Here is a 21,162-nt window from a genome sequence, read left to right as displayed (position 1 = left end):
ACTTACGGGAATGCAAAGGACATTCGTGAGTCGCCACAATTCCGTCACACAGGGAGGGATGCGTTCCGGGGGCGCACGCGTTCACTTTCCCGGCGAAGTGGACAGAGTTGGGCTTGTCGTCCGCCGGAGAAGAGCACCAGCAACCCATGGAACAAGCACAGCAAGGAGACAACGAGTGCCCGAACCGACTCTGGACCTTTCCTCCCGGGACCCCGACTGGTGGCGCCAGGCAGTCTTCTACCAGGTGTACCCGCGCAGCTTCGCCGACGCCGACGGCGACGGACTGGGCGATCTGAAGGGCATCACCCAGCGCCTGACACATCTGAGCACACTGGGCGTGGACGCCCTCTGGCTCTCCCCCTTCTATCCGTCCGAACTCGCCGACGGCGGCTACGACGTCGCCGACTACCGTGACGTCGACCCCCGTCTCGGCACCCTCGACGACTTCGACGCCATGGTCGCCGAGGCCCACCGCCTCGCCCTCAAGGTCATGGTCGACATCGTCCCCAACCACACCTCGCGCCGGCACGTGTGGTTCGAGGAGGCGCTGCGCTCGACGCCCGGCTCCCCGGCCCGCGACCGCTACATCTTCCGCGACGGCAGGGGCGCGCACGGTGAACTCCCGCCCACGGACTGGCAGTCGGTGTTCGGCGGCAGCGCCTGGCAGCGGCTGACCGAGAACCAGGCGCCGGACGGCCAGTGGTACCTGCACCTCTTCACACCCGAACAGCCCGACCTCAACTGGGCCAACGAGGAGATCCGCGCCGACTTCCGCACCACGCTCCGCTTCTGGTCCGACCGGGGCGTCGACGGCTTCCGTATCGACGTCGCCCACGCCCTGGCGAAGGACCTCGACGTGCCGCTGCGCGACCTCGGCGCCCCGGAACTCAGCGGCGAGGAGGCCCTCGCCGCCCTCCCGCCGGGCACCCACCCCTTCTTCGACCGCGACGAGGTCCATGAGATCTACCGCGACTGGCGCAAGATCCTCGACGCCTACACCCCGCCCCGCATGGCGGTCGCCGAGGCCTGGGTCCCGGGCGCCCGCCGCGCCCTGTACGCCCGCCCGGACGAACTCGGCCAGGCCTTCAACTTCGAGTATCTGCAGGCGGGTTGGGATGCGGAGGAGCTGCGCCGGGTCATCACCGATTCCCTCGTCACGGCCCGCTCGGCGGGCGCCTCGGCGACCTGGGTCCTCTCCAACCACGACGTCGTACGCCACGCCTCCCGCCTGGCGCTCCCCCCGGGCACCGACCTGAACGCCTGGCTCCTGTCGGACGGCACCGCCCCGTCGGTCGACGAGGCGGCGGGCCTGCGCCGGGCCCGGGCGGCGACGCTCCTGATGCTGGCGCTGCCGGGTTCGTCGTACGTCTACCAGGGTGAGGAGCTGGGCCTCCCGGAGGTGGCCGACCTGCCCGCCCCGGCTCTCCAGGACCCGATCTGGGAACAGACGGCGCACACGAGCAAGGGCCGCGACGGCTGCCGGGTGCCGCTGCCGTGGACGACGACCGGGCCCTCGTACGGCTTCGGCGCGGGCGGTGCCTGGCTGCCGCAGCCGGCGGGCTTCGCGTCGTACGCCGTCGAGGCACAGGACGGAGCCGAGGGCTCGACCCTGGAGCTCTACCGCACGGCCCTCGCCCTGCGCCGCCGCCTGCTGGACGGCGAGGCGTTGACATGGTCGGCGGAATCCGCCCCCGGCGTCCTCGACTTCACGCGCACGGACGACTGGCGCTGCGTGACGAACCTGTCGGCCACGCCGGTCGAACTGCCGCCCGGGGAAGTCCTGTTGACCAGCGCACCACTGGAGGAGGACGGCAGCCTGGGCCCGGACACGACGGCCTGGCTCGGAAACTGAATCCACGAGTGCGGAACTCACCCCGCCGTGGGACTGGTCGGGCCGGCGGACGGACTGCCGCCGGTGTTCGGCGGCGGGGTGAGGACGACCGTCGGGGCGCCCGGCACGGGGACGGGCGGGGTGACGTCGGAGGCGGGCAGTTTCGGCGGGGAGGTCTCCTGGAACAACACCGTGTCGAAATTGACGAGCCCGGTCTTCTCCATGACCGTGATGTGGTCCAGAACAGTGGTGTTGGCCTGGTCGGCGAGGGCGCGTACCAGCGTGTTCTTGGTGGTCGACCGGATCTTGGCGACGGTGTTGAAGATCGACCCGTGGGTGATGCGCAGGATGTTGGCGAAGTCGCTGTCGAACTGCGTACCCCTGCTGTCCGCGGACAGCGTGGAGATGAACCCCTGCTGCTGTGGACTGGGCAGGTTGGGAATGGTGACCCCGAGCTGCGGAGCGATCGCGCGGACGGTGGCATCGAGGGCCGCGTGCCCGGCGACCAGATGCTGCCCGGCGGTGATGACGGCCGGCGAGGTCCCCTTCGCGATCGCCATCTGCCCGACCGGGTACTCCCACAGGCCGGCCGCCCGCACCTTCACCACGAAGTCCCGGTCGGCCTCCGTCAACGGCCCTGCGGAGGTCTGCGCGACGATCCGCGTGGGCGAACTGGACACGTTCTGGACACCGAGCATGGCGGGGTAGGCGAGCGCGGCCAGCGTCAGGCCCAGCGCGCCACCCACGAAGAGGGTGCCGGTCGAGCTCCGGGAGAAACGCACCTTGCCTCCTGATGCGACGGGAAGTCGTCGAGGAGGAATACGGATACGGGTGGTGGCCGGAACCTTTCGTCTCCGTATGGCCTCCGTAAAAGGTGCGCCATGAACGCGAGGCGGCGGGCCGGTCGAGGTGACCGGGCCGCCGCCGTCGAAGTCGCTGGTGCTGCCTATCGCCGTACACCCCGCCCGAAGGCCGACCGCGCCCACAGGTACCCGACCACCCCCAGCCCGACGCACCAGGCCAGCGCGATCCACGCGTCGTTGCCGATCTCCGTGCCGAGGAGCAGACCGCGCAGGGTCTCGTTGATGGGCGTGAAGGGCTGGTACTCGGCGAACCAGCGCAGCCCGGCCGGCATCGAGTCCGGCGTGACGACCGCGCTGCCGAGGAAGGGCAGGAAGGTCAGCGGCGTCGGCGCGTTGCTCGCGGCCTCGACCGTCTTGGCGCGCAGGCCCATCGCGGCCGACAGCCAGCTGAGCCCGAAGGCGAGCAGCAGCATCAGCCCGAGCGCGGCGACCCACTCGACGGGCGTCGCGTTCGGCCGGAAACCGACCGCCAGTGCGATGCAGGTGATCAGCACCAGGATGACCAGGACCTGCACCATGTTGCCGAGCACATGCCCGGTCAGCACGGACCCCCGGGAGATCGCCATCGTCCGGAAACGGTTGACGATGCCCTCGGTCATGTCGGTGCACACGGACACCGCCACCGAGATCGTGCCCGAGGTGACCGCCATCAGGATGATCCCGGGGACCACGTAGTTGGTGTAGTCGCCCCGGTCACCGGCGCCGATCCCACCCCCGATCGCCCCGCCGAACACGTACACGAACAGCAGCAGCATCAGCACCGGCATCGCGACGATCCCGATGGTCATGGAGGGATAGCGCTGCATGCGTTTGAGATTGCGCCGCAGCATGGTCATCGAGTCACGGAAGGCGTACGAGCGGGTGGGGACGGCGGCCGTCCTGTCCTGGGGGCGGGCCTGGGGCTGGGTGGCGGTGCTCATGGCGAGGTTCTCCTTCTTCCGAACGTTGCTTCTGTAGGTGAGTGGTCGGCGATCAGGTGAGCGCGAGGAACACGTCGTCGAGGTCGGGCGTGTGCACGGTGAGGGCCTCGGCGTGGAGCTGGGAGGCGTCCAGCAGGTCGAGCACGGCACGCAGGCCGGGCAGCTCGCCGTCGCTCGGAATCCGCAGCGCGAGCTCGTCGCCGTCGCGGCTGCCTGCGTCGAACACCCGGGCGGCGGCGTCGAGTTGACGCTGGTCGGCGAACCGGATCCGGATGTGGCTGCCCGGGACACGGCGCTTCAGCTCCGCCGCCGTCCCCTCGGCGACGAGCCGGCCGCCGCTGAGCACGGCGATCCGGTCGGCGAGCTGGTCGGCCTCTTCCAGGTACTGCGTCGTGAGGAAGACCGTGACGCCCTGATCGGTGACGAGCCCCCGGATGATCTCCCACATGGTGCGCCGGCTGCGCGGGTCGAGCCCGGTCGTCGGTTCGTCGAGGAAGATGATCCGCGGATCGCCGACCAGCGTCATCGCGAGATCCAGCTTGCGCCGCATACCCCCGGAGAAGGTGGCGGTGGGCCTGCGCGCGGCCTCGGTGAGGTCGAAGCGGTCGAGCAGATCGGCCGCGCGCCTGCGCCCCTCCCTCCTTCCGAGGTGATGCAGGTCGGCCATCAGCAGCAGGTTCTCCTCGGCGTTCAGCAGCCCGTCGACGGCGGCGAACTGCCCGGTGACCCCGATGGCCCGCCGTACGTCGTCGGCCTGCCGCCCCAGGTCGTACCCGGCGACCCGCGCCTCGCCGCCGTCGGCGCCGATCAGCGTGGACAGGATCTGGACGGTGGTGGTCTTGCCGGCCCCGTTCGGCCCCAGCAGCGCGAACACCGACCCTTCTTCGATCTCCAGATCGAGCCCGTCGAGGACGACCTTCTCCCCCTTCTCCCCGTACGACTTGCGCAGACCGGTTGCCTCGATCGCCTTGCTGGTGGCCATGACCCTCTCCTCTTCCTCCGACTTTTACACCGTGCAACTGCTTCGACTCGCACACCGTAAAAGAACACTTGCACGCCGTGCAAGTGGATTGGGCGAAAAACTTTTACGGTGTGCAAGTGGGGGTTAGGCTGAGGGCATGGCACGCGAGACACTGACCCGGGAACAGATCGTGCGAGCCGCGATCGAACTGCTGGACGCCGAAGGCATCGAAGGCCTGAGCATGCGCAAGCTCGGCCAGCGACTGGGCTCGGCGGCGACGGCCATGTACTGGCACGTCGGCAACAAGGAGAACCTCGTCGTGCTCGCAGCGGACGAGGCGTGGAGCGAGATCGCCGCACCCGACGTGGCCGAGGTCGGCTGGCGGGCGGCCGCGAGGCAGCTGGTCCACGACACGTACGCGCTCTCGAAACGCCACCCCTGGCTGATCCCGGCCGTCGGCCAGTACTTCGTCTACGGCCACGGCATGGCCCGTATGCAGGACATGTCGTACGCCGTGTACGAGGCGGCCGGCTTCACCGGCTGGGACCTCGACTGGGCGGTGAACACCGCCTACACGTTCGTCACGGGGGCCGCACTGGACGACGCGACCACGGCCGCGATGGAGCGGGCGCGGATCCGGCCGGGGCGGGGCGCGGAGGGGGAGGCGGAGGAGGACATCGTCACCTGGGCGACGGGTATCGCCGCGCAGTACCCGAGGCTGAAGGCGCGCCTCGACGCACAGGCGGGCGGCGACCCGGACGCGATGATCCGGGAGAAGTTCGAGTTCGGGGTGGAGACCATCCTGGACGGCCTGGAGGCACGGCTGCGGACCCGGACGGAGATGGCGGGTGGGTGACGAAACGGGGGAGATCGCGCGAGGCCGGTACGGAAGGGCTGCACGAAAGGGCAGCGCGGCCGGTCACGGCGGCCTGCCCGGGCCGCGGGCTGGCAGGATGGCGCCGGTCACCATCGAAGCAGGGGGAAGAACGTGGCTGTGCTCGTCCTGATAGGCATCCTCGTGCTCGTCGTCGGAGGATGCGTCTGTGTCGTGTGGGCGTCGCGGGGCGGACCGCGCTGGGTGCGCGGCGTGGCCTACGTGACGCTGACGGCGGGCGAAGTGCTGCGCAAGTCGTCCCGTTCGAACGGGAAGTCGGGCGGGCAGAGCTCCTCCTCGGGCGACGACGGCTCATGACGGCCGCCGCCATCGCCCTCGACGTGCCCGCGAGCGCTACCGCCCCCGCCCTTCACCTCCGCCCCTGGCGCCCGGCGGACGTCACCGCACTGGTCGAGGCGTGCCGGGATCCCGTACTGCGCCGCTGGACGAGCCATTCCGTCATCGAGAACGACGAGGACGGGCTGCGCTGGATACGGAGTCAGCGGCGGAGCTGGGAGGCCGGTGACCGGTTCTGCTTCGCGGTCCTTGAGGCTCAACCCGGGCCTGGGCAGGGTGAGTTGGTGGGACAGGTGGTCCTCAAGTGCGTCGCCCCCGGCAAGCGGTCGGCCGAGGTGGGCTACTGGACCGCGGCCCACGCACGGGGGCGGGGAGTCGCCCCGCGTGCCCTGGAGGCGCTCACGGTCTGGGCCTTCGACATGCCCGGCCCCCCTGGCACCGACGGCCTCCGGAGCCTCGAACTCCTGCACCAGGAGGACAACTCGGCCTCGTGCCGCGTGGCGCACAAGAGCGGGTACGAACTCGACCGCGTCCGGCCGGCGACGCCCCCCGAGTTCCCCCGCGACGGCCATGTGCACGTACGGCACAAGGGCACGGACCTCGCCTGAGGCCGCGCCGCCCGGACGTCAGCGGGCCGGACTCCCCGAGTTTCTGGGAGACGCGTCGGAGATGTCCCCCGCGCATACGCCTCGCCGCCCTGTTCGAAGATCGGGACGCCTCGGCAGGGCCGCGGCCGGGGCGCCCGACCGCCGCGGATACCTTGGGCGCCCGCGAGGACGTCCCCATGGCTGGGGACCGCGTTGAGCTGCGGAGACTATTCCCGCCGGACGTGTGACATTGCCGCACATCCCCGGGGGCGGGTTCTGTGCTAGCGTGGTTTTCAGTTGCAGTTGTGGTTCCCAAAGATTTCGGTGTTCTCTCCGGTCGGGGCAATCATTGCGGCGACGCGGGGTCCGCACGGTGCGGACCTCCCGAGCATGCCCCAAGGAGATTTGACATGGCCACCGGTACCGTGAAGTGGTTCAACGCGGAAAAGGGCTTCGGCTTCATTGAGCAGGACGGCGGCGGCGCCGACGTTTTCGCTCACTACTCGAACATCGCCACCCAGGGCTTCCGTGAGCTCCACGAGGGCCAGAAGGTGACGTTCGACGTCACGCAGGGTCAGAAGGGCCCGCAGGCGGAGAACATCCTCCCCGCCTGATCCGCGTGAACCTGGCGATCCACTAGTGGATCGACAAACCCACGTGATTGTGGCCGGGGCCCGCACCTAGGGGTGTGGGCCCCGGCTCACAGTTTTTTTCGGGACGGTTCAGTACCGGACACCGGTCGCCGTCCCTGATTCTTGGGGTCATCCCCTTCACCGCTCGTTTCCTTTCGGCCCGTCCCCACGGCCTTCCTGCCTGTGTGCTGCCGCTGTCGCGGCGGACGCTGTGCGCTGCCGTGAATTGTGTCGACGTGCCGCATTGAGGAAGGTTCTGCATGAACCGGTCGTTCGCCGACCTGGGCCTGCCGCCCTCGCTGCTGGCCTCCCTCACCGCCGAGGGCATCACCGTCCCCTTCCCGATCCAGGCGGCCACGCTGCCGGACACCCTCGCGGGCCACGACGTCATGGGCCGCGGCCAGACCGGCTCGGGCAAGACCCTGGCCTTCGGTCTGGCCATGCTGGCCCGCCTCGCCGGACAGCGCGCCGAAGCGGGACGCCCGCTGGCACTCGTCCTCGTACCGACCCGTGAGCTCGCCCAGCAGGTCGTCGACGCGCTCACGCCGCACGCCCGCGCCATGAACCTGCGGATGACCACGATCGTCGGCGGGCTGCCCATCGCCCGTCAGGCCCGTGCGCTCGGTGCCGGCACCGAGGTCGTCATCGCGACGCCCGGCCGGCTCCGCGACCTCGTCGACCGCCGCGACTGCCGCCTCGACCGCGTCTCCGTCACCGTCCTCGACGAGGCCGACCAGATGGTCGACATGGGCTTCCTGCCGCAGGTCACGCATCTGCTCGACCAGGTGCCGCGCAAGGGCCAGCGCATGCTGTTCTCCGCCACGCTCGACGCGGACGTCGGCCGGCTCGCCCGCCGCTACCTGCACGAGCCGGTGGTGCACCAGACCGACCCGCACGCCGGCGCCGTCACGACGATGGAGCACCACGTGCTCTACGTCGACGACGTCGACAAGAAGACGGTCGCCACCGAGATCGCCGCCCGCGACGGGCGCGTCCTGATGTTCATGGACACCCGGCGCAGCGTCGACCGCCTCACCAAGCACCTGCTGAAGAGCGGCGTCCGTGCGGCAGCCCTGCACGGCGGCCGTTCCCAGCCCCAACGCACGCGCACGCTCGCCCAGTTCAAGACCGGCGAGGTCACCGTGCTGGTCGCGTCCGACGTCGCCGCCCGTGGCATCCACATCGACGACCTCGACCTGGTCGTCAACGTGGACCCGCCCGGCGGCGCCAAGGACTACCTCCACCGCGGCGGCCGTACGGCCCGTGCCGGAGCCTCCGGCAGCGTGGTCACCCTGGTCCTGCCCGAGCAGCGCCGCGAGATGCGGAGCCTGACCCGGGCGGCGGGCGTCGACCCGAACACGGCCAAGGTTGCCCCCGGCGCCGCCGAACTGACCCGCATCACCGGAGCCCGGACGCCATCCGGCATACCCGTGGTCATCCCGGTGCCGGCGCCGACCCCGCCGGCCGCCCCGAAGGCCGACGGCTCCCGCGGCCGGTCCAGGTCCTCGCGGTCCCGGTCCGGTTCGGGATCAGGCTCAGGTTCGGGCTCCGCTTCCGCTTCCGCTTCCGGTACGCGCTCCCGCCGAGGGTCCGCCGAGGGCGGTGCGGCCACGGCGCGTACGGCGGGTGGCGGCGCCGCGGGCAAGGGCCGGACAGCGGGCGGTGGCACTGCCAAGAAGGCGTCGCGTCCGACCGGTGGCGGTGCCAAGCCGCCGCGGGTGTCGGGCGGGAACCCGTCGGCCCGTACGGAGCAGGACTCCACCGGCGAGCCACGCGGCCGTCGGCGCCGGGCGCCCCGGAACAGGCGCCCGGGATCCGACGCACGCCAGGCCGGCTGACCCCGGCCCCAGCGCCACTCACCCCAGCTGCACCTCAGCCGGTCGGTTTCAGGCCGGCCTGCGCCCGCATCAACCGGCCCGGAACAACTGCCGGGCCCCAGTACCACTGACCCCGGACCCTTCTCTGACCTGCGGAGGCACCATGCGTTGTGTGATCGCCCGATTCCCGTTCGACCTGATCATGAGCGAGGTCACGCACAAGATGGACGGGGTCGCTCCCGAGCCCATCACCAGTGCGGCCGTCGGCATCGGTGGAGTGGACTACCCCGTCAAGCAGGTGGGCGCGGTCATCACCCGCCTCGACCGGCGGGACTTCACCGAGAAGGAGATGATCGCTGCGCTGACCCGGCTCGGCTTCACGTGCCGTCCGGCTGCCGCGGCGGCCCCGGCCCGTCCTGCGGTCATCGACCCCTGGGCCGAGATGCAGTAGCACTCCGTCGGTTGGGCGGTGTCTGGTCTGCCGGTACTTTTTGGCTGCGGGTGCGTTGTGGTTGTTCGCGCCCACGCGGCGGAGCCGCAGATCGACACAGCCCCGCGCCCCTTGAACGGCCGGTGTGTTGTCTTCGGGCCGGTGGGGGCTTGTCGCGCAGTTCCCCGCGCCCCTAAAAACGGGGCGCGGGGGAACCGTTCGGATTTAGTTGACCGGTACCCCCGTAACCGTTGCGGCCAGCGGGTATGCGCCCGTTTTCAGGGGTGTGCCGACTGTGCCCGTCGCCGTTGTCACCGGGACGAGTGTGCCGGCGTCGGCTGTTGTGACGTAGGCCGTGGTGCCGTTCCAGTCGAGGGTGACGTCGAAGGCGGAGCGGCCGACGGTGACCGGGGTGCCCGGAGCGCCGGTCACCGTGTCGAGCGGGGTGATCGTGTCACCGTTGCTCGCGCTGACCCAGAGGGTGCGGCCGTCGGGGGAGACGGCGAGGCCGTACGCCTGCCCGGTGACCAGGAAGGTCGGGCGGGTGTCGTTCGTGGCGGTGTCGATGGGAGTGACCGTCGAGCCGCCGGAGTTGGACACGTACACCGTCCGCCCGTCGGGAGCCGCGACCACGTTGAACGGGTTCGGTCCGACCGCGATCGGTGTTCCGGCTTTGCCTGTTGCGATGTCCACCGGACTGACTGTGCTGTCGTGGATGTTCGCCACGTACAGGGTGGTGCCGTCCGGGGTGATCGCCATGTTCTCCGGGCCGTCGCCCACCGCGATCTTCGTGCCCGCCGTGCCGGTGGCGAGGTCGATGGGCTGGACCGCGTCGTCGGAGTAGTCCGCGACCCAGAGGGTCCGCCCGTCGGGGGTGAGGGCGAGGCCCGCCGGCACGTCACCGACCGCGACGGTCGCGGTGACCTTCGCCGCGGCGACGTCGATGACGCTCACGGTGTCGGAACCCTGGTTCGCCGCGTAGGCGGTACGGCCGTCCGAGCTGACCACGACCTCCCCCGGATTGTTGCCGACGGGGATCTCCGTCGACGTACCGGAGGCCAGGTCCACGGAACTGACGGACGCGCCACTGAAGTTGGCGGTGAGAGCACGTGTGCTTTGCCCGTCAACTCCTGTTATCTGCACGGGGATTGCTCGGCTGACCAGCCCATCTCCCGTGACAGCAACCGACCTTACGCCTGCCCCCGCCCCGCTCGCCGCCGTGAAGGTGAGCGTCGCGGTGACCTTGCCGCCTGCCGGGACGCTCACCGTGCCGGTGGACGGGGTGACGGTCAGGCCGTCAACTTCCTTGAGATTCCAGGTGGTTGTTCTGTCGGCGGTGGAGCGGTTGTCCGCGATGGTGAGGGTGGCGGTGGTGCTGCCGCCGGGGGCGAGGGACAGGGAGGTGGGGGTGAAGGACGCGTCCGGGCCCGGGTCGGGGGCCGCGCGCAGTGTCGCGTCGAAGAGGAAGCGGTCCAGTACGCCGGGGGCGATCTGCTGCGGGACCGAGTCGAGTTGCCTCCGCTGCGACTGGAGGCGGGCGTAGAGGGTGGATACGGCGTCCGTGTCGCCGTGTCTCTGCGCGAGCATCAGCTGTACGGCGGTGCTGCCTGCTTCTCCGTACGCGCCCAGCTTGTCGAGCCAGGCCGAAGTCTCGGTCAGGAAGCCTGAGTTGGGGAGGTTGGCGCGGAGGTCGGCGGGGGCGGCGGCCATCGCCCTGAAGTAGGCGGTGAGGGCGCGGGCCGCCTTGTCGAGGCCGTCGCCGCTCTCGTACGCCGTCGTGAACGCCTTGAGGAGCGGGGTGAGGGTCGGGGACTCGGTGGTCTCCAGGAGGGAGGAGTAGTTGTTCTCCGCGAAGACGCGGAGGGAGATGACTGTCGACCTGGGCGCGTTGGCCGCGAAGTCCTGCACCGAGGCGAGGAAGGCCGCTCGGGGGTCGTACGCCTTCGGGTTCCAGGCGTAGGACGCCGAGGTGAAGAGGGCGAGTCTGCTGGCCTCCGCCTGGATCATCGGGTTGGCGGTGATGCCCGTGACCTGGGTGGCCACGCCTGCCTCGCGGCCCGTGTAGGGGCCCAGGAGGAGGCGGCTGGTGGTGTAGTCGTTCACCGGGTAGTTGTCCCAGATGAGGATGGGGTGACCGAACAACTCCCGTGCCTGGCTGGCCTGTTCGGTGCTGATCGTCGGCGCGATGACTCCGACCCCCGTCCATTCGACCACGACGGCCGGGTCCAGCTTCTCGCGCAGCGCGGTCTTGTACGGGGAGTCGGCGAGGTCGGAGTACTCGGTCGGGACCATTTCCAGCGGGGTCACGTCGTCGTGCGCGTCGACGAAGTCCTTGACGACGCTGTTGAGGAGGGCGGACTGTGCGGCGCCGGCCGCTCCGCCTCCGGTGCCGAACTTCCGCTCGTCGGCGGGGCAGTTCCACGCGGTGTAGCTGATGTCGTCCAGCGGTACGGCGAACGAGCGCACGCCGATCGCGTACAGCGACTCGAACTTGGCGACCAGTGCGTTGACGTCGGCGGCCGAGGAGTAGCAGACCGAAAGTCCGGGGGAGAGGGCGTAGGTGAAGCGGACGTGGTTCGCGGCGGCCCGGTCGACCAGTTGTTTCAAGGTGGCCAGTTGGGCGGGCGGATAGTCGTCGCGCCAGTTGGCACGCAGGTACGGGTCGTCCTTGGGGGAGTAGACGTACACGTTCTGCTTCGTACGGCCGTAGAAGTCGAGTTGGGAGAGGCGGGTCTCGTGGGTCCAGGGGGCGCCGTAGAAGCCCTCGATCACTCCGCGCAGGGCGGTCGTCGGCCAGTCCCGGACGGTTACCGAGGGGACCGAGTCGTGGGTGATGAGTTGGCGGAGGGTCTGGGCCGCGTAGAAGGTGCCCGTCGGGTCGACGCCGGACAGGGCGACGGTGCCCTTGCCGGTGGCCAACGTGTAGCCGCCGGAGGGGAGTTGGGTGGGGGGTGCGGCGTGCAGGTGCTTGAGCGCCTTTGCTGTCGCCGGGTTCTCGGTGGGGCCGCCGACGTAGACGGTGAGGGCGGCGGGCGGTATCGGGCGGCCTGCGGTGACGGTACGGATCGTGCGGGCGCCCGCGTCGCGCAGGACGCGTTCGACGAGGGCGCGGGCGGCGGGGTCGGTGGCGCGGCCGATGACCTCGACGACCTGTTTCGGGACCGGTTGGGTGCCGTGGCCGGGGGTCAGCTGCTGGGGTGTCGGCCAGATGTGGGGGACGGTGGCCGCGGTGGCGGAGTGGGGCGTCGCCGCTGCGGCGGGGGCCGGGGCGGTGCCCAGCACACAGAGGGCCAGTGCGGCCAGGAGGCCGCTCGCTGACTTCAGTGCCGGGGTCACGGCCGGCTCCGGTTCACTATTTTATCCATCGTGTGGAATCTTGGTGGATGGATTCACCCGACGGCAAGACCGCGTCAACTTGCTTTACTGATCCCATGACCGACATCGACACCGATATCGACACTGATATCGGCACCCCCGCCCGCACCGTCGCAGTCCTCGGCACCGGCATCATGGGCGCCGCCATGGCCCGTAACCTCGCCCGTTCCGGCCACGCCGTCCGGGTGTGGAACCGGACCCGCGCCAAGGCCGAACCGCTGGCCGCCGAGAACGGCGTCCAGGTCTGCGACACGCCCGCCGACGCCGTACGGGACGCGGATGTCGTCCTCACCATGCTGTACGACGGTGACGCCGTCCGGGACGTCATGCGCGAGGCCGCGCCCGCGCTCCGGCCGGGGGCCGCGTGGGTGCAGTCGACCACTGCCGGAGTGCACGCGATCGGCGAACTGGGCACATGGGCAGGGGAGTTGGGGCTCGCCTTCTTCGACGCGCCCGTGCTGGGGACCCGGCAGCCCGCCGAGGCCGGGCAGTTGCTCGTGCTCGCCGCCGGGCCCGTGGAGCACCGGGCGGCTGTCGAGCCCGTCCTCGCTGCGGTCGGCGCCCGTACGGTGTGGACCGGCGAGGAGGGGGCCGCGGGCAGCGCGACACGGCTCAAGCTCGTCGCCAACAGCTGGGTGCTGGCCGCCACCACCGCGACCGGCGAGGTGCTGGCCCTCGCGCAGGCTCTCGGCGTCGACCCGCAGAGCTTCTTCGACGCGATCGCCGGCGGTCCGCTCGACATGGGCTACCTGCGCGCCAAGGCCGGCCTGATCCTGGACGACAAGCTGACTCCGGCGAGTTTCGCGGTGTCCACGGCCGCGAAGGACGCCCGGCTGATCGTCGAGGCGGGCGAGCGGAACGGCGTACGGCTGGACGTGGCCGCCGCGAGCGCCGAACGCTTCCGGCGCGCTGCCGAGCAGGGGCACGGGGACGAGGACATGGCGGCGGCGTACTTTGCGAGCTTCGAGGAGAAGGGGGAGAAGGGGGACGAGAAGGAGGAGTAGCCGAGGGCGTTTCCTTCTTGCCGTCAGCTCACCCGTACCTTTCGGCTGCCGCAGGTGGCGCACACGGCGTCGGTCAGGGGCGAGTGCATGGCGCGGCCGTCCTCGTCGACGTACTCCAGGGGGTTGAGGCAGCCGGCCGGGTCGAGGATGGAGACGAGGTCGAAGGTGCGGGTCCAGGCCGCGCCGCAGTCGAGGCAGGTGAAGGCGAAAGTCTCGGTGAGGGGCTCGGACATGCGGTGCTCCCTTGTGGCGAGGGCCGTCCGGGTGACTGGATCGACCCGCCGGGACGGAGCGGCGCGCACTGCTGCTGTCGGCGGACCGTCGAGCGTGCGCTGCGCTGATGCCCGCCCCGCCGACAGTCTGCGGGGCGGGCCACCTGGTCAGCGGGCCATCGGGTTACCGCAACGGTGTCAGCGAACCCGTGTCTGCCGTGCTCTCCATCCCCGTGAAGTCCTCTGCGGCGGGCAGCGCCGGCAGTGTGGCCGGGGGCAGCTCCAGCGGAGGCAGCGCGACCGGGGACAGCTCCACCGGAAGGGGTGGCAAGGTGCCCAGGAAGCCCCCGAGCAGGTTGCCCAGGGTGTCCAGGAGGCCGCCCACCAGGCCCGTGACCGTGCCCAGCAGGCCGCCCACCAGGCCGGTCACGGTGTCGACGAGGTCGCTGAGCGTGGCCGAGAGCTCGTCCAGGAGGTCCGAGATCGGGTCGGCCATGACTGCTGCCGCCCTGTTCGTTGTGCCGGTCCGTTGCGCCAGGCGCTGCTTGAGCGAGGCCTTGGCTGTTTCGACCGCCGTCGCGAACCCGGCAGCCTGGGGCGCGGTCAGGCGGCCGGTGCCTGTCTGCTCGGTGAGGTCGGTCAGGACGTTCAGTACCGGGGTGAGGACGTCGTTGCGGTCGGCGCGTTCCAGGGCGCCGAGCCGCTTCAGCGCCCGGTCCGCGTACGTGGAGGGCACGGACGGCACGGAGTACCCGGAGTACCCGGAGTACCCGGAGAACCTGGAGGACCACGACGTGTCGGCGCCGATGGAGGCGTAGACGTCCCGGCTCGCGTCGGTGACGGCGACGGCCGTGCCGACCGGTCCGAATATCAGTGCGGCACAGACGACGGACGACGGTAGGAGGAGCCCGCGGGAGCGGGGACCGAGGCCGGAACGGGATACGAGGGCGCGCATGCGCAGTCCTTTCGAGAGCTGCTCTCTTTGGACCCACGGTGAGAAGCTCCGCCACCCACCGCAACCGCTCGCTGACCTTCAGTAACCCCCAGTAACCTCCAGGATGCTCCCTGACGCGTCGCTGACCTGCGGATTTTCCCGTTGCGGCCCCTCGCTGCCCATCCGGGTGGCATTCGACTGTCAGGGGAGTTGTTGTTCTCCGCGGGAACGGTCAGATCTGCTGCCGGTGCGCCCCGTGCCCCTGCCGGCCCTGCTGCTGCCCGCGGCTCTTGAAGAGGCTGGCGCCCGCGCCGAGCGAGACGACCCCCATGCCGACACCGGTCATGGCGCCCTGCGTTCCGTCGACGACGAACGGGGCGACGGCCGCGACGACGAGGTTGAACAGGAACAGGAACCAGAGGACGGGCTTGGAGGCGAGCAGGGACTTCATGGGGGCTTCCTTCAAGGTGAGGCCCAGAAAGGGCCAGGCGTTTGCTTCCGAGATCAACGATCCCGGGAACGCCTCTCCGTCACGAGGGAGTGCTCTCCCGAACCCGGGGTGTAGCCCGCTACACCTTTACGACGGGACGAGGGATAGCCGCGGGTGGCTCACCGCGTCGTGAACGTTCGAGAAGGGGAGGGTCGATGAAGGCCTCGAATCACGACGAGTTCCGGGAGTTCGTAGCGATGCGCTCCACCGCGCTGCTGCGGCTCGCGGTACTGCTCACCGGAGGGGACCGGCATGCCGCGGAGGATCTGCTGCAGATCGCGCTTATGAAGGCCTACGGGCGCTGGGCGCACATCGGGCAGCACGAGGCCTATGTCCGCAAGGTCATGTACCGCCAGCAGGTCAACCGCTGGCGGCTGCGCAGACACAGTGCCGAGACGACGGTGCCGGTACTGCCCGAGTCCGGCACGGACGCCGACGCCGGGGCGGACACCGAGCTGCGGATCGCGCTGTGGGCGGCGCTCGGGCGTCTGACGAAGCGGCAGCGGGCCGTGGTCGTGCTGCGCTACTTCGAGGATCTGCCGGAGGCCGAGGTCGCGGCGCTGCTGGGGTGTCCGGTCGGCACGGTGCGCAGTACGGCGTATCGGTCGCTGGCCAAGCTCCGGGTGCTCGTACCGGAGCTCGGGCCCGGAGGGCCCGCGGAAGAGGTCCAGTCGCTCACTTATTCGCCGAAGGGGGTCCAGGGATGACGACGGAACAGGTGGAGGAGAAGGTCCGGGAGACGCTGCACGCGGTCGCCCTGGACCGGGTGCGGGCGCCCGGGGATCTGGCCGAGAAGGTGCTGCGGCGGCGTAGTCGGCGCCGTTTCTCGCAGGCCGCGGGGGTGGTGACCGCCGTTGCCGCGATCACCGTGGGGGCGGTGTTCGGCTTCGGGGGCGGTGGTGCGGCCGAGCAGCACCGGCCTGTGCGGCCGGCGTCGGCGCCGGATGGCTGGAAGGCTTGGGAGAGCGGCGACCCGGGCGCCAGTGAGCGGGGCTGTCTGGTGGACGGTGCCGCGCTGTACTGCGCCGGATCCGAGTTCGACGCCGCGAAGACGGACGCCAACACCGGCAAGCGGCTGTGGACGGTCAAGGTCAACCGTGAGGGCGACGGTTTCGACCATCCGTTCGCGGTGCGGGACGGGGTGGTCTACGCCTACCGCAATCACACCTCGCAGAACCTGCCGAACGGGGACTACGACGGCGGTACCGATCTGATGGCGGTGGACGCCGGCGACGGCCGTCTGCTGTGGGCGGTCGAGATGCCGCAGGGCGACCGCAGCGACCAGGCCGCCATGCTCATCGACGGTGCGGTACTGGCGAACACCCCGTCGCTGCGCACGATGTCGGCCCTCGATCCGCTGACCGGCAAGGAGAAGTGGCACTACACCTGGGACAAGGGCATCGCGTGTCAGCGGGCGGTGCTGAGCGACGTGCCCTATCTCCTGTGCACGTCGGACGCCGAGAAGCCGGACGACTCCAGGACCGACACCGACCTCTTCCGGCTCGACCCCGCCACCGGAAGCGCCAAGAAGGTCACGACCGTCCCAGGCAGGCAGGGGCTCATCGGGGCCTCGGAGGACCGGATGGTCCTGATCGAGGCGAAGGACGTGCTCAGCGACGACAAGAAGCTGACCACCGTCAGCGGCTCCGGGCAGCAGACCTCACACCGCTATCGGGTCGAAGGGACGACCCTGGCCGCGTCGGAGGTCGTCGGTGACCGTCTGATCTCCGTGTCCCGGCAGGGCAGGGCCTCGGTCTACTCGCTGACCACGGGACGGACCCTGTGGACCCGCCCGGTCGGCGTCGAGATGCCCGACCAGGACGCGATGCAGGGCATCGCGTCTCCGGTGGTGTCGGCCGGGCAGGGGGTCGTGTACTTCTTCAGCCCGACCGGAGATCTGTCCGGACTCGATCTGCGTACGGGCGAACAGGTCTGGGACGGCCACGTCGACACCGGCAGCACAGGGCCCGACTTCGGAGACTCGGCCCAACTCCTGCTCTACAAGGATGTGTTGATCGCCCGGAGTGGCAGCAGGATCGACTCCCTCCTGCCGCGGATCAGCGACTGACACCGGCCCCACGATCTCGACCGGTCGCGCACGGTCCGGGGCGCTCCGAGAACGGGTCTCTCCCGCGAAAACGGCCAAAACTTAAGCGGTTTAGACTCTCCCCGCAACGGCCCGAAACTCGGCTGGTCGAGAGTGGGCGGAAACAGCCAGACCCGAAGGGTATTCGGCGTTTTGATACGGATAGATTCAGTTTCCAAGCGATACCCGGACGGCACAGTCGCCGTCGACCGGCTCTCCCTCGACATACCGGATGGTTCGATCACCGTCCTCGTCGGCCCCTCGGGCTGCGGCAAGACGACCACCCTGCGGATGATCAACCGGATGGTCGAGCCGAGCGAGGGCACGATCCTCATCGACGGCGTCGACAGCCGTCAGCAGTCGGTCAACACCCTGCGTCGCTCAATGGGTTACGTCATCCAGAACGCCGGACTCTTCCAGCACCGGACGGTCGTCGACAACATCGCCACCGTGCCCCGGATGCTCGGCTGGAGCAAGGACAAGGCCCGCGCGAGGGCGCGCGAACTGATGGAACGGGTGGGACTCGACGCCTCGTTCGCCAAGCGGTACCCCTACCAGCTCTCCGGCGGCCAGCAGCAGCGCGTCGGCGTGGCACGCGCCCTCGCCGCCGATCCTCCGGTGCTGCTGATGGACGAACCGTTCTCCGCCGTCGACCCCGTCGTCCGTAAGGGGCTTCAGGACGAACTCCTTCGTATCCAGGAGGAGTTGGGCAAGACCATCGTCTTCGTCACGCATGACATCGACGAGGCCGTGAAGCTCGGCACGATGGTCGCCGTGCTGCGCACCGGCGGCCGGCTCGCCCAGTTCGCGCCGCCCGCCGAGCTGCTGTCCGACCCCGCCGACGCGTTCGTCGAGGACTTTCTCGGCGCTGACCGGGGCATCCGGCGCCTGTCGTTCTTCTCCTCCGCCGGTCTGGAACTGCTCACCACGCCGATCGTCGCGACCGACGCCACCGCCGAGCAGATCGCTACCCGCGGCGCGACAGACGCTCCGTACCTCCTCGTCACCGGTCTGGACGGCCGTCCACTCGGTTGGAGCGAGCCCGGCGAGCTGACGGCCGGACAGATCGACACCGGCCGACTGCTCTCGTACGGGCGGCCGTTCGTCGCCGGGCGGGACTCGCTGCGCGCCGCGCTCGACTGCGCCGTCCTGTCGCCCACCGGCTGGGCGGTCGCCGTGGACGCCGAGGGCCGGGCCGCCGGAGTCGTCTCGCAGGCGGCCATCGGCGAAGCCATTCGCGGCGCCCACGCGGCGGGCCGTGAGGAGACGCCTCCCACCGGGGCGAGCTTCCAGCAGGCCACCCGGTGAACGTGAACCGCTTCTTCGACATCCCCAGCGATCTCCAGCACGACTGGCTCGGCCTCATCGGGCTCCATCTGCGTGAGGCCCTGCTGCCGGTGCTGGGCGGGCTGCTGCTGGCGCTCCCGCTGGCCCAGCTGTGCGTGCGGCTGCGCTGGCTGTACCCGCCCGTGCTGTGGGTGACGACCGTGCTCTACGCCATCCCGTCCCTGGCCTTCTTCGTCGTCCTCATCGACTACACGGGGCAGACCGAACTGACGGTGATGATCCCGCTCACCGTCTACAGCCTGGTCGTGCTCGTCCCGGCGATCGTCGACGGCGTCCGTTCGGTACCCCAGGAGACCCTCGCCGCCGCGACCGCCATGGGCTTCGGGCCCGTACGCCGTTACATCCAGGTCCAGTTGCCGATCGCGGTGCCCGCCATCATCGCCGGTCTGCGGGTGGCCACCGTGTCCAGCATCAGCCTTGTCAGCGTCGGCATGCTGATCGGCAACCAGGGCGCGCTCGGCAATCTGCTCCACGACGCGCAGATCTACAACCGGCCGGAACTCGCCTGGAACTCCGTGATCACCAGTGCCGCCCTGGCGGTGCTCGCGGACGCGGCGCTGGTCGTCGTACGCATCCTGCTCACCCCCTGGATGCCGAGCGTCACGCGTGGCGCGAAGTCCAAGCCCGCCGGGGTCCGGCCCGAGCCGGCCGTGCCCGCCCTGGAGGACGCAGCCCGGTGAACGTCATCAACTTCATCCACGCCTTCTTCGGCGACAGCGCGCACTGGCACGGCTACGACGGCATTCCCACCCGGCTGTGGGAGCACGTCCAGTACTCCCTGGAGGCGCTCGCCCTCGCCGCCCTGATCGGGCTGCCCATCGGACTGATCACCGGTCACTACGGGCGGGGCGGCAACGTCCTCTCCCTGGTGGCCACCGCCGGCCGCGCCCTGCCCACCTTCGGCCTGCTGGTGGTGACGACCATCGCGCTCGGGTTCGGCATGCTGCCCGTCATGATCCCGCTGGTCGTCCTCGCCGTCCCGCCGATCCTGGTCACCACCTACGAGGCGATGCGCTCCGTGGATCCGCCTCCCGTGGACGCCGCGCGGGGCATGGGCATGCGCGAGTCCGGCATCCTGCTGCGCGTCGAACTGCCCGTCGCGCTCCCGCTGATCCTCGGCGGGCTGCGCTCGGCGGCCATCCAGATCGTCTCCACGGCCACCATCGCCGCGTACGTCAGCCTCGGCGGCCTCGGCCGCTACATCGTCGACGGTCTCTACCAGCACGACTACGAGAAGGTGGTGGGCGGCGCCACCCTGGTCGCCGGCATGGCCCTCGCGACGCTCGCCGTCTTCTGGGCGGCAAGCCGGGTGACGGTCTCACCCGGCGTACGCAGGAGCAACTGACCTGCTTTTAAGGGGCGCGGGGAACTGCGCGACCAGCCACAACTGGCCCGCAGTTCCCCACAACCGCAAGTACTGGTACCTGCCCGTACCTACCCGCCACTCCGGGCGAGCGCCTGCTCCAGCACAACCAGCAGAGCGTCCCGTACCGAGCCGCGCTCGCGGGCGTCGAAGACGAGCAGCGGAACGCCCTCGGACACGTCGAGGGCCCAGCGGACCTCGTCCAGCGTGTGCGCGGTCTGGCCGTCGAAGGCGTTCACGGCGACGGCGAACGGGATCTGCTTGTGCTCGAAGTAGTCGACGGCGGCGTAACAGTCGTCGAGACGGCGGGTGTCCACGATGACCAGCCCGCCGACCGCGCCCTCCACGATGTCGTCCCACATGAACCCGAACCGCTCCTGCCCGGGTGTGCCGAACAGATACAGCTTCAGCGTCGGGTCGATGGTGATGCAGCCGAAGTCCATCGCGACCGTGGTGGTGGTCTTGGTCGGGGTGTGGCTGAGGTCGTCCACGCCCGCCGCGACCTCGGTGATGGCCGCCTCGGTGGTCAGCGGCTCGATCTCGGAGATCGAGCCGACGGCGGTGGTCTTGCCCACGCCGAAGCCACCCGCGATCACCAGTTTCACCGGCAACGGCGGCCGTACGGCGGCCTGTCCGGCCGAGGTGCGTACGAGCGGTTCAGTCGGTGTCACGGAGGACCCTCCGGGAGTCGGGGATGGCCCGCAGACCATCGATAACCCTGCGCAGAACGGATGCGTCGTGGGTGACGCCGGAATCGGGCACGTGCACCGACAGCTGTCCCGCCGTCCGGAGGTCCTCGGCGAGGACCCGCACCACGTTCAGGTGCAGCCGCAGCCTGGCCGCGATCTCCGCGATGGACTGCGGCACGCGGCAGGCGGCGACGATGTCGTGCTGTTCGAAGGAGAGCCGGTCGAGCGCGTCGAGCCCGCCGGTGGTGGCCACCAGTTGGGTCTCCACGGGCATCGTCCGCCCGGACGACGCCTCGCCCGCGCCGCCCGCGACCCGGCCGGCGGTGACCAGAAAGGGCCGGACGGCGGGTGCGGGACCGACGGGAGCGGCGCCGTCCTCGCCGGCCCCACTGGCCCCGCCGGCTCCGCGCGGTGTGCGGCCCTCCGCCATCGGTGTTCGCTCTCTCTACG

22 protein-coding genes are annotated in these 21,162 nt (G+C 70.2%); 13 read left to right on the top strand and 9 right to left on the bottom strand.

Translation table 11 applies throughout. The features are described from left to right. The first annotated feature begins 175 nt into the window (after positions 1–175). Positions 176–1,852 (top strand): glycoside hydrolase family 13 protein, encoded by a 1,677-nt coding sequence (locus OG734_RS22265; protein ID WP_330289283.1) that lies wholly within the window; start codon positions 176–178, stop codon positions 1,850–1,852. A gap of 17 nt (positions 1,853–1,869) precedes the next feature. On the opposite strand, the gene OG734_RS22260 is transcribed toward OG734_RS22265, so the two are convergent. The 3 genes from OG734_RS22260 to OG734_RS22250 all read right to left on the bottom strand — a co-directional run bounded on the left by OG734_RS22260 (position 1,870) and on the right by OG734_RS22250 (position 4,596). Continuing rightward, a complete protein-coding gene (locus OG734_RS22260) occupies positions 1,870–2,613 on the bottom strand; it encodes a DUF4142 domain-containing protein (RefSeq protein WP_330289282.1) in 744 nt (247 codons plus the stop codon). 164 nt (positions 2,614–2,777) lie between these two features. Continuing rightward, entirely contained in the window at positions 2,778–3,614 is an 837-nt protein-coding gene (locus tag OG734_RS22255; RefSeq protein WP_330289281.1) for an ABC transporter permease, read from the bottom strand. A gap of 52 nt (positions 3,615–3,666) precedes the next feature. Further along, positions 3,667–4,596 (bottom strand): ATP-binding cassette domain-containing protein, encoded by a 930-nt coding sequence (locus OG734_RS22250; RefSeq protein WP_330289280.1) that lies wholly within the window; start codon positions 4,594–4,596, stop codon positions 3,667–3,669. A gap of 136 nt (positions 4,597–4,732) precedes the next feature. On the opposite strand from OG734_RS22250, the gene OG734_RS22245 reads away from it, so the two are divergent. The 6 genes from OG734_RS22245 to OG734_RS22220 all read left to right on the top strand — a co-directional run bounded on the left by OG734_RS22245 (position 4,733) and on the right by OG734_RS22220 (position 9,233). Next, positions 4,733–5,431: a TetR/AcrR family transcriptional regulator C-terminal domain-containing protein gene (locus tag OG734_RS22245; RefSeq protein ID WP_330289279.1), complete on the top strand. Its 699-nt coding sequence runs from the start codon at positions 4,733–4,735 to the stop codon at positions 5,429–5,431. Between the two features lie 132 nt (positions 5,432–5,563). Continuing rightward, entirely contained in the window at positions 5,564–5,767 is a 204-nt protein-coding gene (locus tag OG734_RS22240; RefSeq protein ID WP_330289278.1) for a hypothetical protein, read from the top strand. Then, a complete protein-coding gene (locus tag OG734_RS22235) occupies positions 5,764–6,354 on the top strand; it encodes a GNAT family N-acetyltransferase (protein ID WP_330289277.1) in 591 nt (196 codons plus the stop codon). The genes OG734_RS22240 and OG734_RS22235 overlap by 4 nt, the downstream gene beginning before the upstream one ends. Positions 6,355–6,743: 389 nt before the next feature. Continuing rightward, on the top strand, positions 6,744–6,947 hold the full coding sequence (locus OG734_RS22230) for a cold-shock protein (RefSeq protein WP_006373337.1): 204 nt from the start codon (positions 6,744–6,746) through the stop codon (positions 6,945–6,947). Between the two features lie 278 nt (positions 6,948–7,225). After that, positions 7,226–8,803 (top strand): DEAD/DEAH box helicase, encoded by a 1,578-nt coding sequence (locus OG734_RS22225; RefSeq protein WP_330289276.1) that lies wholly within the window; start codon positions 7,226–7,228, stop codon positions 8,801–8,803. A 142-nt stretch (positions 8,804–8,945) separates the two neighbouring features. Then, positions 8,946–9,233: an SCO5918 family protein gene (locus OG734_RS22220; protein ID WP_330289275.1), complete on the top strand. Its 288-nt coding sequence runs from the start codon at positions 8,946–8,948 to the stop codon at positions 9,231–9,233. A gap of 204 nt (positions 9,234–9,437) precedes the next feature. Here OG734_RS22220 and OG734_RS22215 read toward each other — a convergent pair whose 3' ends face one another. After that, on the bottom strand, positions 9,438–12,548 hold the full coding sequence (locus OG734_RS22215) for a beta-N-acetylglucosaminidase domain-containing protein (protein ID WP_330289274.1): 3,111 nt from the start codon (positions 12,546–12,548) through the stop codon (positions 9,438–9,440). A 95-nt stretch (positions 12,549–12,643) separates the two neighbouring features. Here OG734_RS22215 and OG734_RS22210 point away from each other — a divergent pair, with 95 nt between their 5' ends. Further along, positions 12,644–13,591, top strand: a complete 948-nt coding sequence (locus OG734_RS22210; protein ID WP_330289273.1) for an NAD(P)-dependent oxidoreductase — start codon at positions 12,644–12,646, stop codon at positions 13,589–13,591. A 23-nt stretch (positions 13,592–13,614) separates the two neighbouring features. Here OG734_RS22210 and OG734_RS22205 read toward each other — a convergent pair whose 3' ends face one another. The 3 genes from OG734_RS22205 to OG734_RS22195 all read right to left on the bottom strand — a co-directional run bounded on the left by OG734_RS22205 (position 13,615) and on the right by OG734_RS22195 (position 15,188). Next, entirely contained in the window at positions 13,615–13,824 is a 210-nt protein-coding gene (locus OG734_RS22205) for a hypothetical protein (RefSeq protein ID WP_330289272.1), read from the bottom strand. Between the two features lie 163 nt (positions 13,825–13,987). Next, positions 13,988–14,758, bottom strand: coding sequence for a hypothetical protein (locus OG734_RS22200; protein ID WP_330289271.1), 771 nt, complete (start codon positions 14,756–14,758; stop codon positions 13,988–13,990). Between the two features lie 211 nt (positions 14,759–14,969). Next, the gene (locus OG734_RS22195) at positions 14,970–15,188 is read right to left on the bottom strand and encodes a hypothetical protein (RefSeq protein ID WP_330289270.1); all 219 of its coding nucleotides are present in this window, start codon (positions 15,186–15,188) and stop codon (positions 14,970–14,972) included. Between the two features lie 194 nt (positions 15,189–15,382). On the opposite strand from OG734_RS22195, the gene OG734_RS22190 reads away from it, so the two are divergent. The 5 genes from OG734_RS22190 (at position 15,383) to OG734_RS22170 (ending at position 20,005) form a co-directional block, all read left to right on the top strand. Next, on the top strand, positions 15,383–15,934 hold the full coding sequence (locus OG734_RS22190) for a SigE family RNA polymerase sigma factor (protein ID WP_330289269.1): 552 nt from the start codon (positions 15,383–15,385) through the stop codon (positions 15,932–15,934). Continuing rightward, entirely contained in the window at positions 15,931–17,295 is a 1,365-nt protein-coding gene (locus OG734_RS22185; RefSeq protein WP_330289268.1) for an outer membrane protein assembly factor BamB family protein, read from the top strand. Before OG734_RS22190 ends, OG734_RS22185 begins: the two co-directional genes overlap by 4 nt. Positions 17,296–17,466: 171 nt before the next feature. Next, entirely contained in the window at positions 17,467–18,621 is a 1,155-nt protein-coding gene (locus tag OG734_RS22180) for an ABC transporter ATP-binding protein (RefSeq protein WP_330289267.1), read from the top strand. A 2-nt stretch (positions 18,622–18,623) separates the two neighbouring features. Continuing rightward, positions 18,624–19,340, top strand: a complete 717-nt coding sequence (locus OG734_RS22175; RefSeq protein ID WP_330293746.1) for an ABC transporter permease — start codon at positions 18,624–18,626, stop codon at positions 19,338–19,340. Further along, entirely contained in the window at positions 19,337–20,005 is a 669-nt protein-coding gene (locus tag OG734_RS22170) for an ABC transporter permease (RefSeq protein WP_330289266.1), read from the top strand. Before OG734_RS22175 ends, OG734_RS22170 begins: the two co-directional genes overlap by 4 nt. A gap of 89 nt (positions 20,006–20,094) precedes the next feature. On the opposite strand, the gene OG734_RS22165 is transcribed toward OG734_RS22170, so the two are convergent. Further along, positions 20,095–20,694 carry a GTP-binding protein gene (locus OG734_RS22165; protein WP_329274357.1) on the bottom strand — a complete coding sequence of 200 codons (600 nt, stop codon included), beginning with the start codon at positions 20,692–20,694 and terminating at the stop codon, positions 20,095–20,097. Continuing rightward, the gene (locus OG734_RS22160; protein WP_330289265.1) at positions 20,681–21,142 is read right to left on the bottom strand and encodes a DUF742 domain-containing protein; all 462 of its coding nucleotides are present in this window, start codon (positions 21,140–21,142) and stop codon (positions 20,681–20,683) included. The genes OG734_RS22165 and OG734_RS22160 overlap by 14 nt, the downstream gene beginning before the upstream one ends. Positions 21,143–21,162: the final 20 nt, after the last annotated feature.

Source organism: Streptomyces sp. NBC_00576 (assembly GCF_036345175.1).
Lineage (GTDB): Bacteria > Actinomycetota > Actinomycetes > Streptomycetales > Streptomycetaceae > Streptomyces.
Note: the sequence above shows the minus strand (reverse complement) of the source record. Positions and strands in the feature narration are given on the sequence as shown.

Coding starts and splice junctions, on each gene's coding strand:
- OG734_RS22235 (WP_330289277.1), top strand. CDS start 5,764: ATGACGGCCGCCGCCATCGCCCTCGACGTGCCCGCGAGCGCTACCGCC.
- OG734_RS22185 (WP_330289268.1), top strand. CDS start 15,931: ATGACGACGGAACAGGTGGAGGAGAAGGTCCGGGAGACGCTGCACGCG.
- OG734_RS22160 (WP_330289265.1), bottom strand. CDS start 21,142: ATGGCGGAGGGCCGCACACCGCGCGGAGCCGGCGGGGCCAGTGGGGCC.
- OG734_RS22255 (WP_330289281.1), bottom strand. CDS start 3,614: ATGAGCACCGCCACCCAGCCCCAGGCCCGCCCCCAGGACAGGACGGCC.
- OG734_RS22245 (WP_330289279.1), top strand. CDS start 4,733: ATGGCACGCGAGACACTGACCCGGGAACAGATCGTGCGAGCCGCGATC.
- OG734_RS22205 (WP_330289272.1), bottom strand. CDS start 13,824: ATGTCCGAGCCCCTCACCGAGACTTTCGCCTTCACCTGCCTCGACTGC.
- OG734_RS22200 (WP_330289271.1), bottom strand. CDS start 14,758: ATGCGCGCCCTCGTATCCCGTTCCGGCCTCGGTCCCCGCTCCCGCGGG.
- OG734_RS22195 (WP_330289270.1), bottom strand. CDS start 15,188: ATGAAGTCCCTGCTCGCCTCCAAGCCCGTCCTCTGGTTCCTGTTCCTG.
- OG734_RS22225 (WP_330289276.1), top strand. CDS start 7,226: ATGAACCGGTCGTTCGCCGACCTGGGCCTGCCGCCCTCGCTGCTGGCC.
- OG734_RS22230 (WP_006373337.1), top strand. CDS start 6,744: ATGGCCACCGGTACCGTGAAGTGGTTCAACGCGGAAAAGGGCTTCGGC.
- OG734_RS22250 (WP_330289280.1), bottom strand. CDS start 4,596: ATGGCCACCAGCAAGGCGATCGAGGCAACCGGTCTGCGCAAGTCGTAC.
- OG734_RS22190 (WP_330289269.1), top strand. CDS start 15,383: ATGAAGGCCTCGAATCACGACGAGTTCCGGGAGTTCGTAGCGATGCGC.
- OG734_RS22220 (WP_330289275.1), top strand. CDS start 8,946: ATGCGTTGTGTGATCGCCCGATTCCCGTTCGACCTGATCATGAGCGAG.
- OG734_RS22210 (WP_330289273.1), top strand. CDS start 12,644: ATGACCGACATCGACACCGATATCGACACTGATATCGGCACCCCCGCC.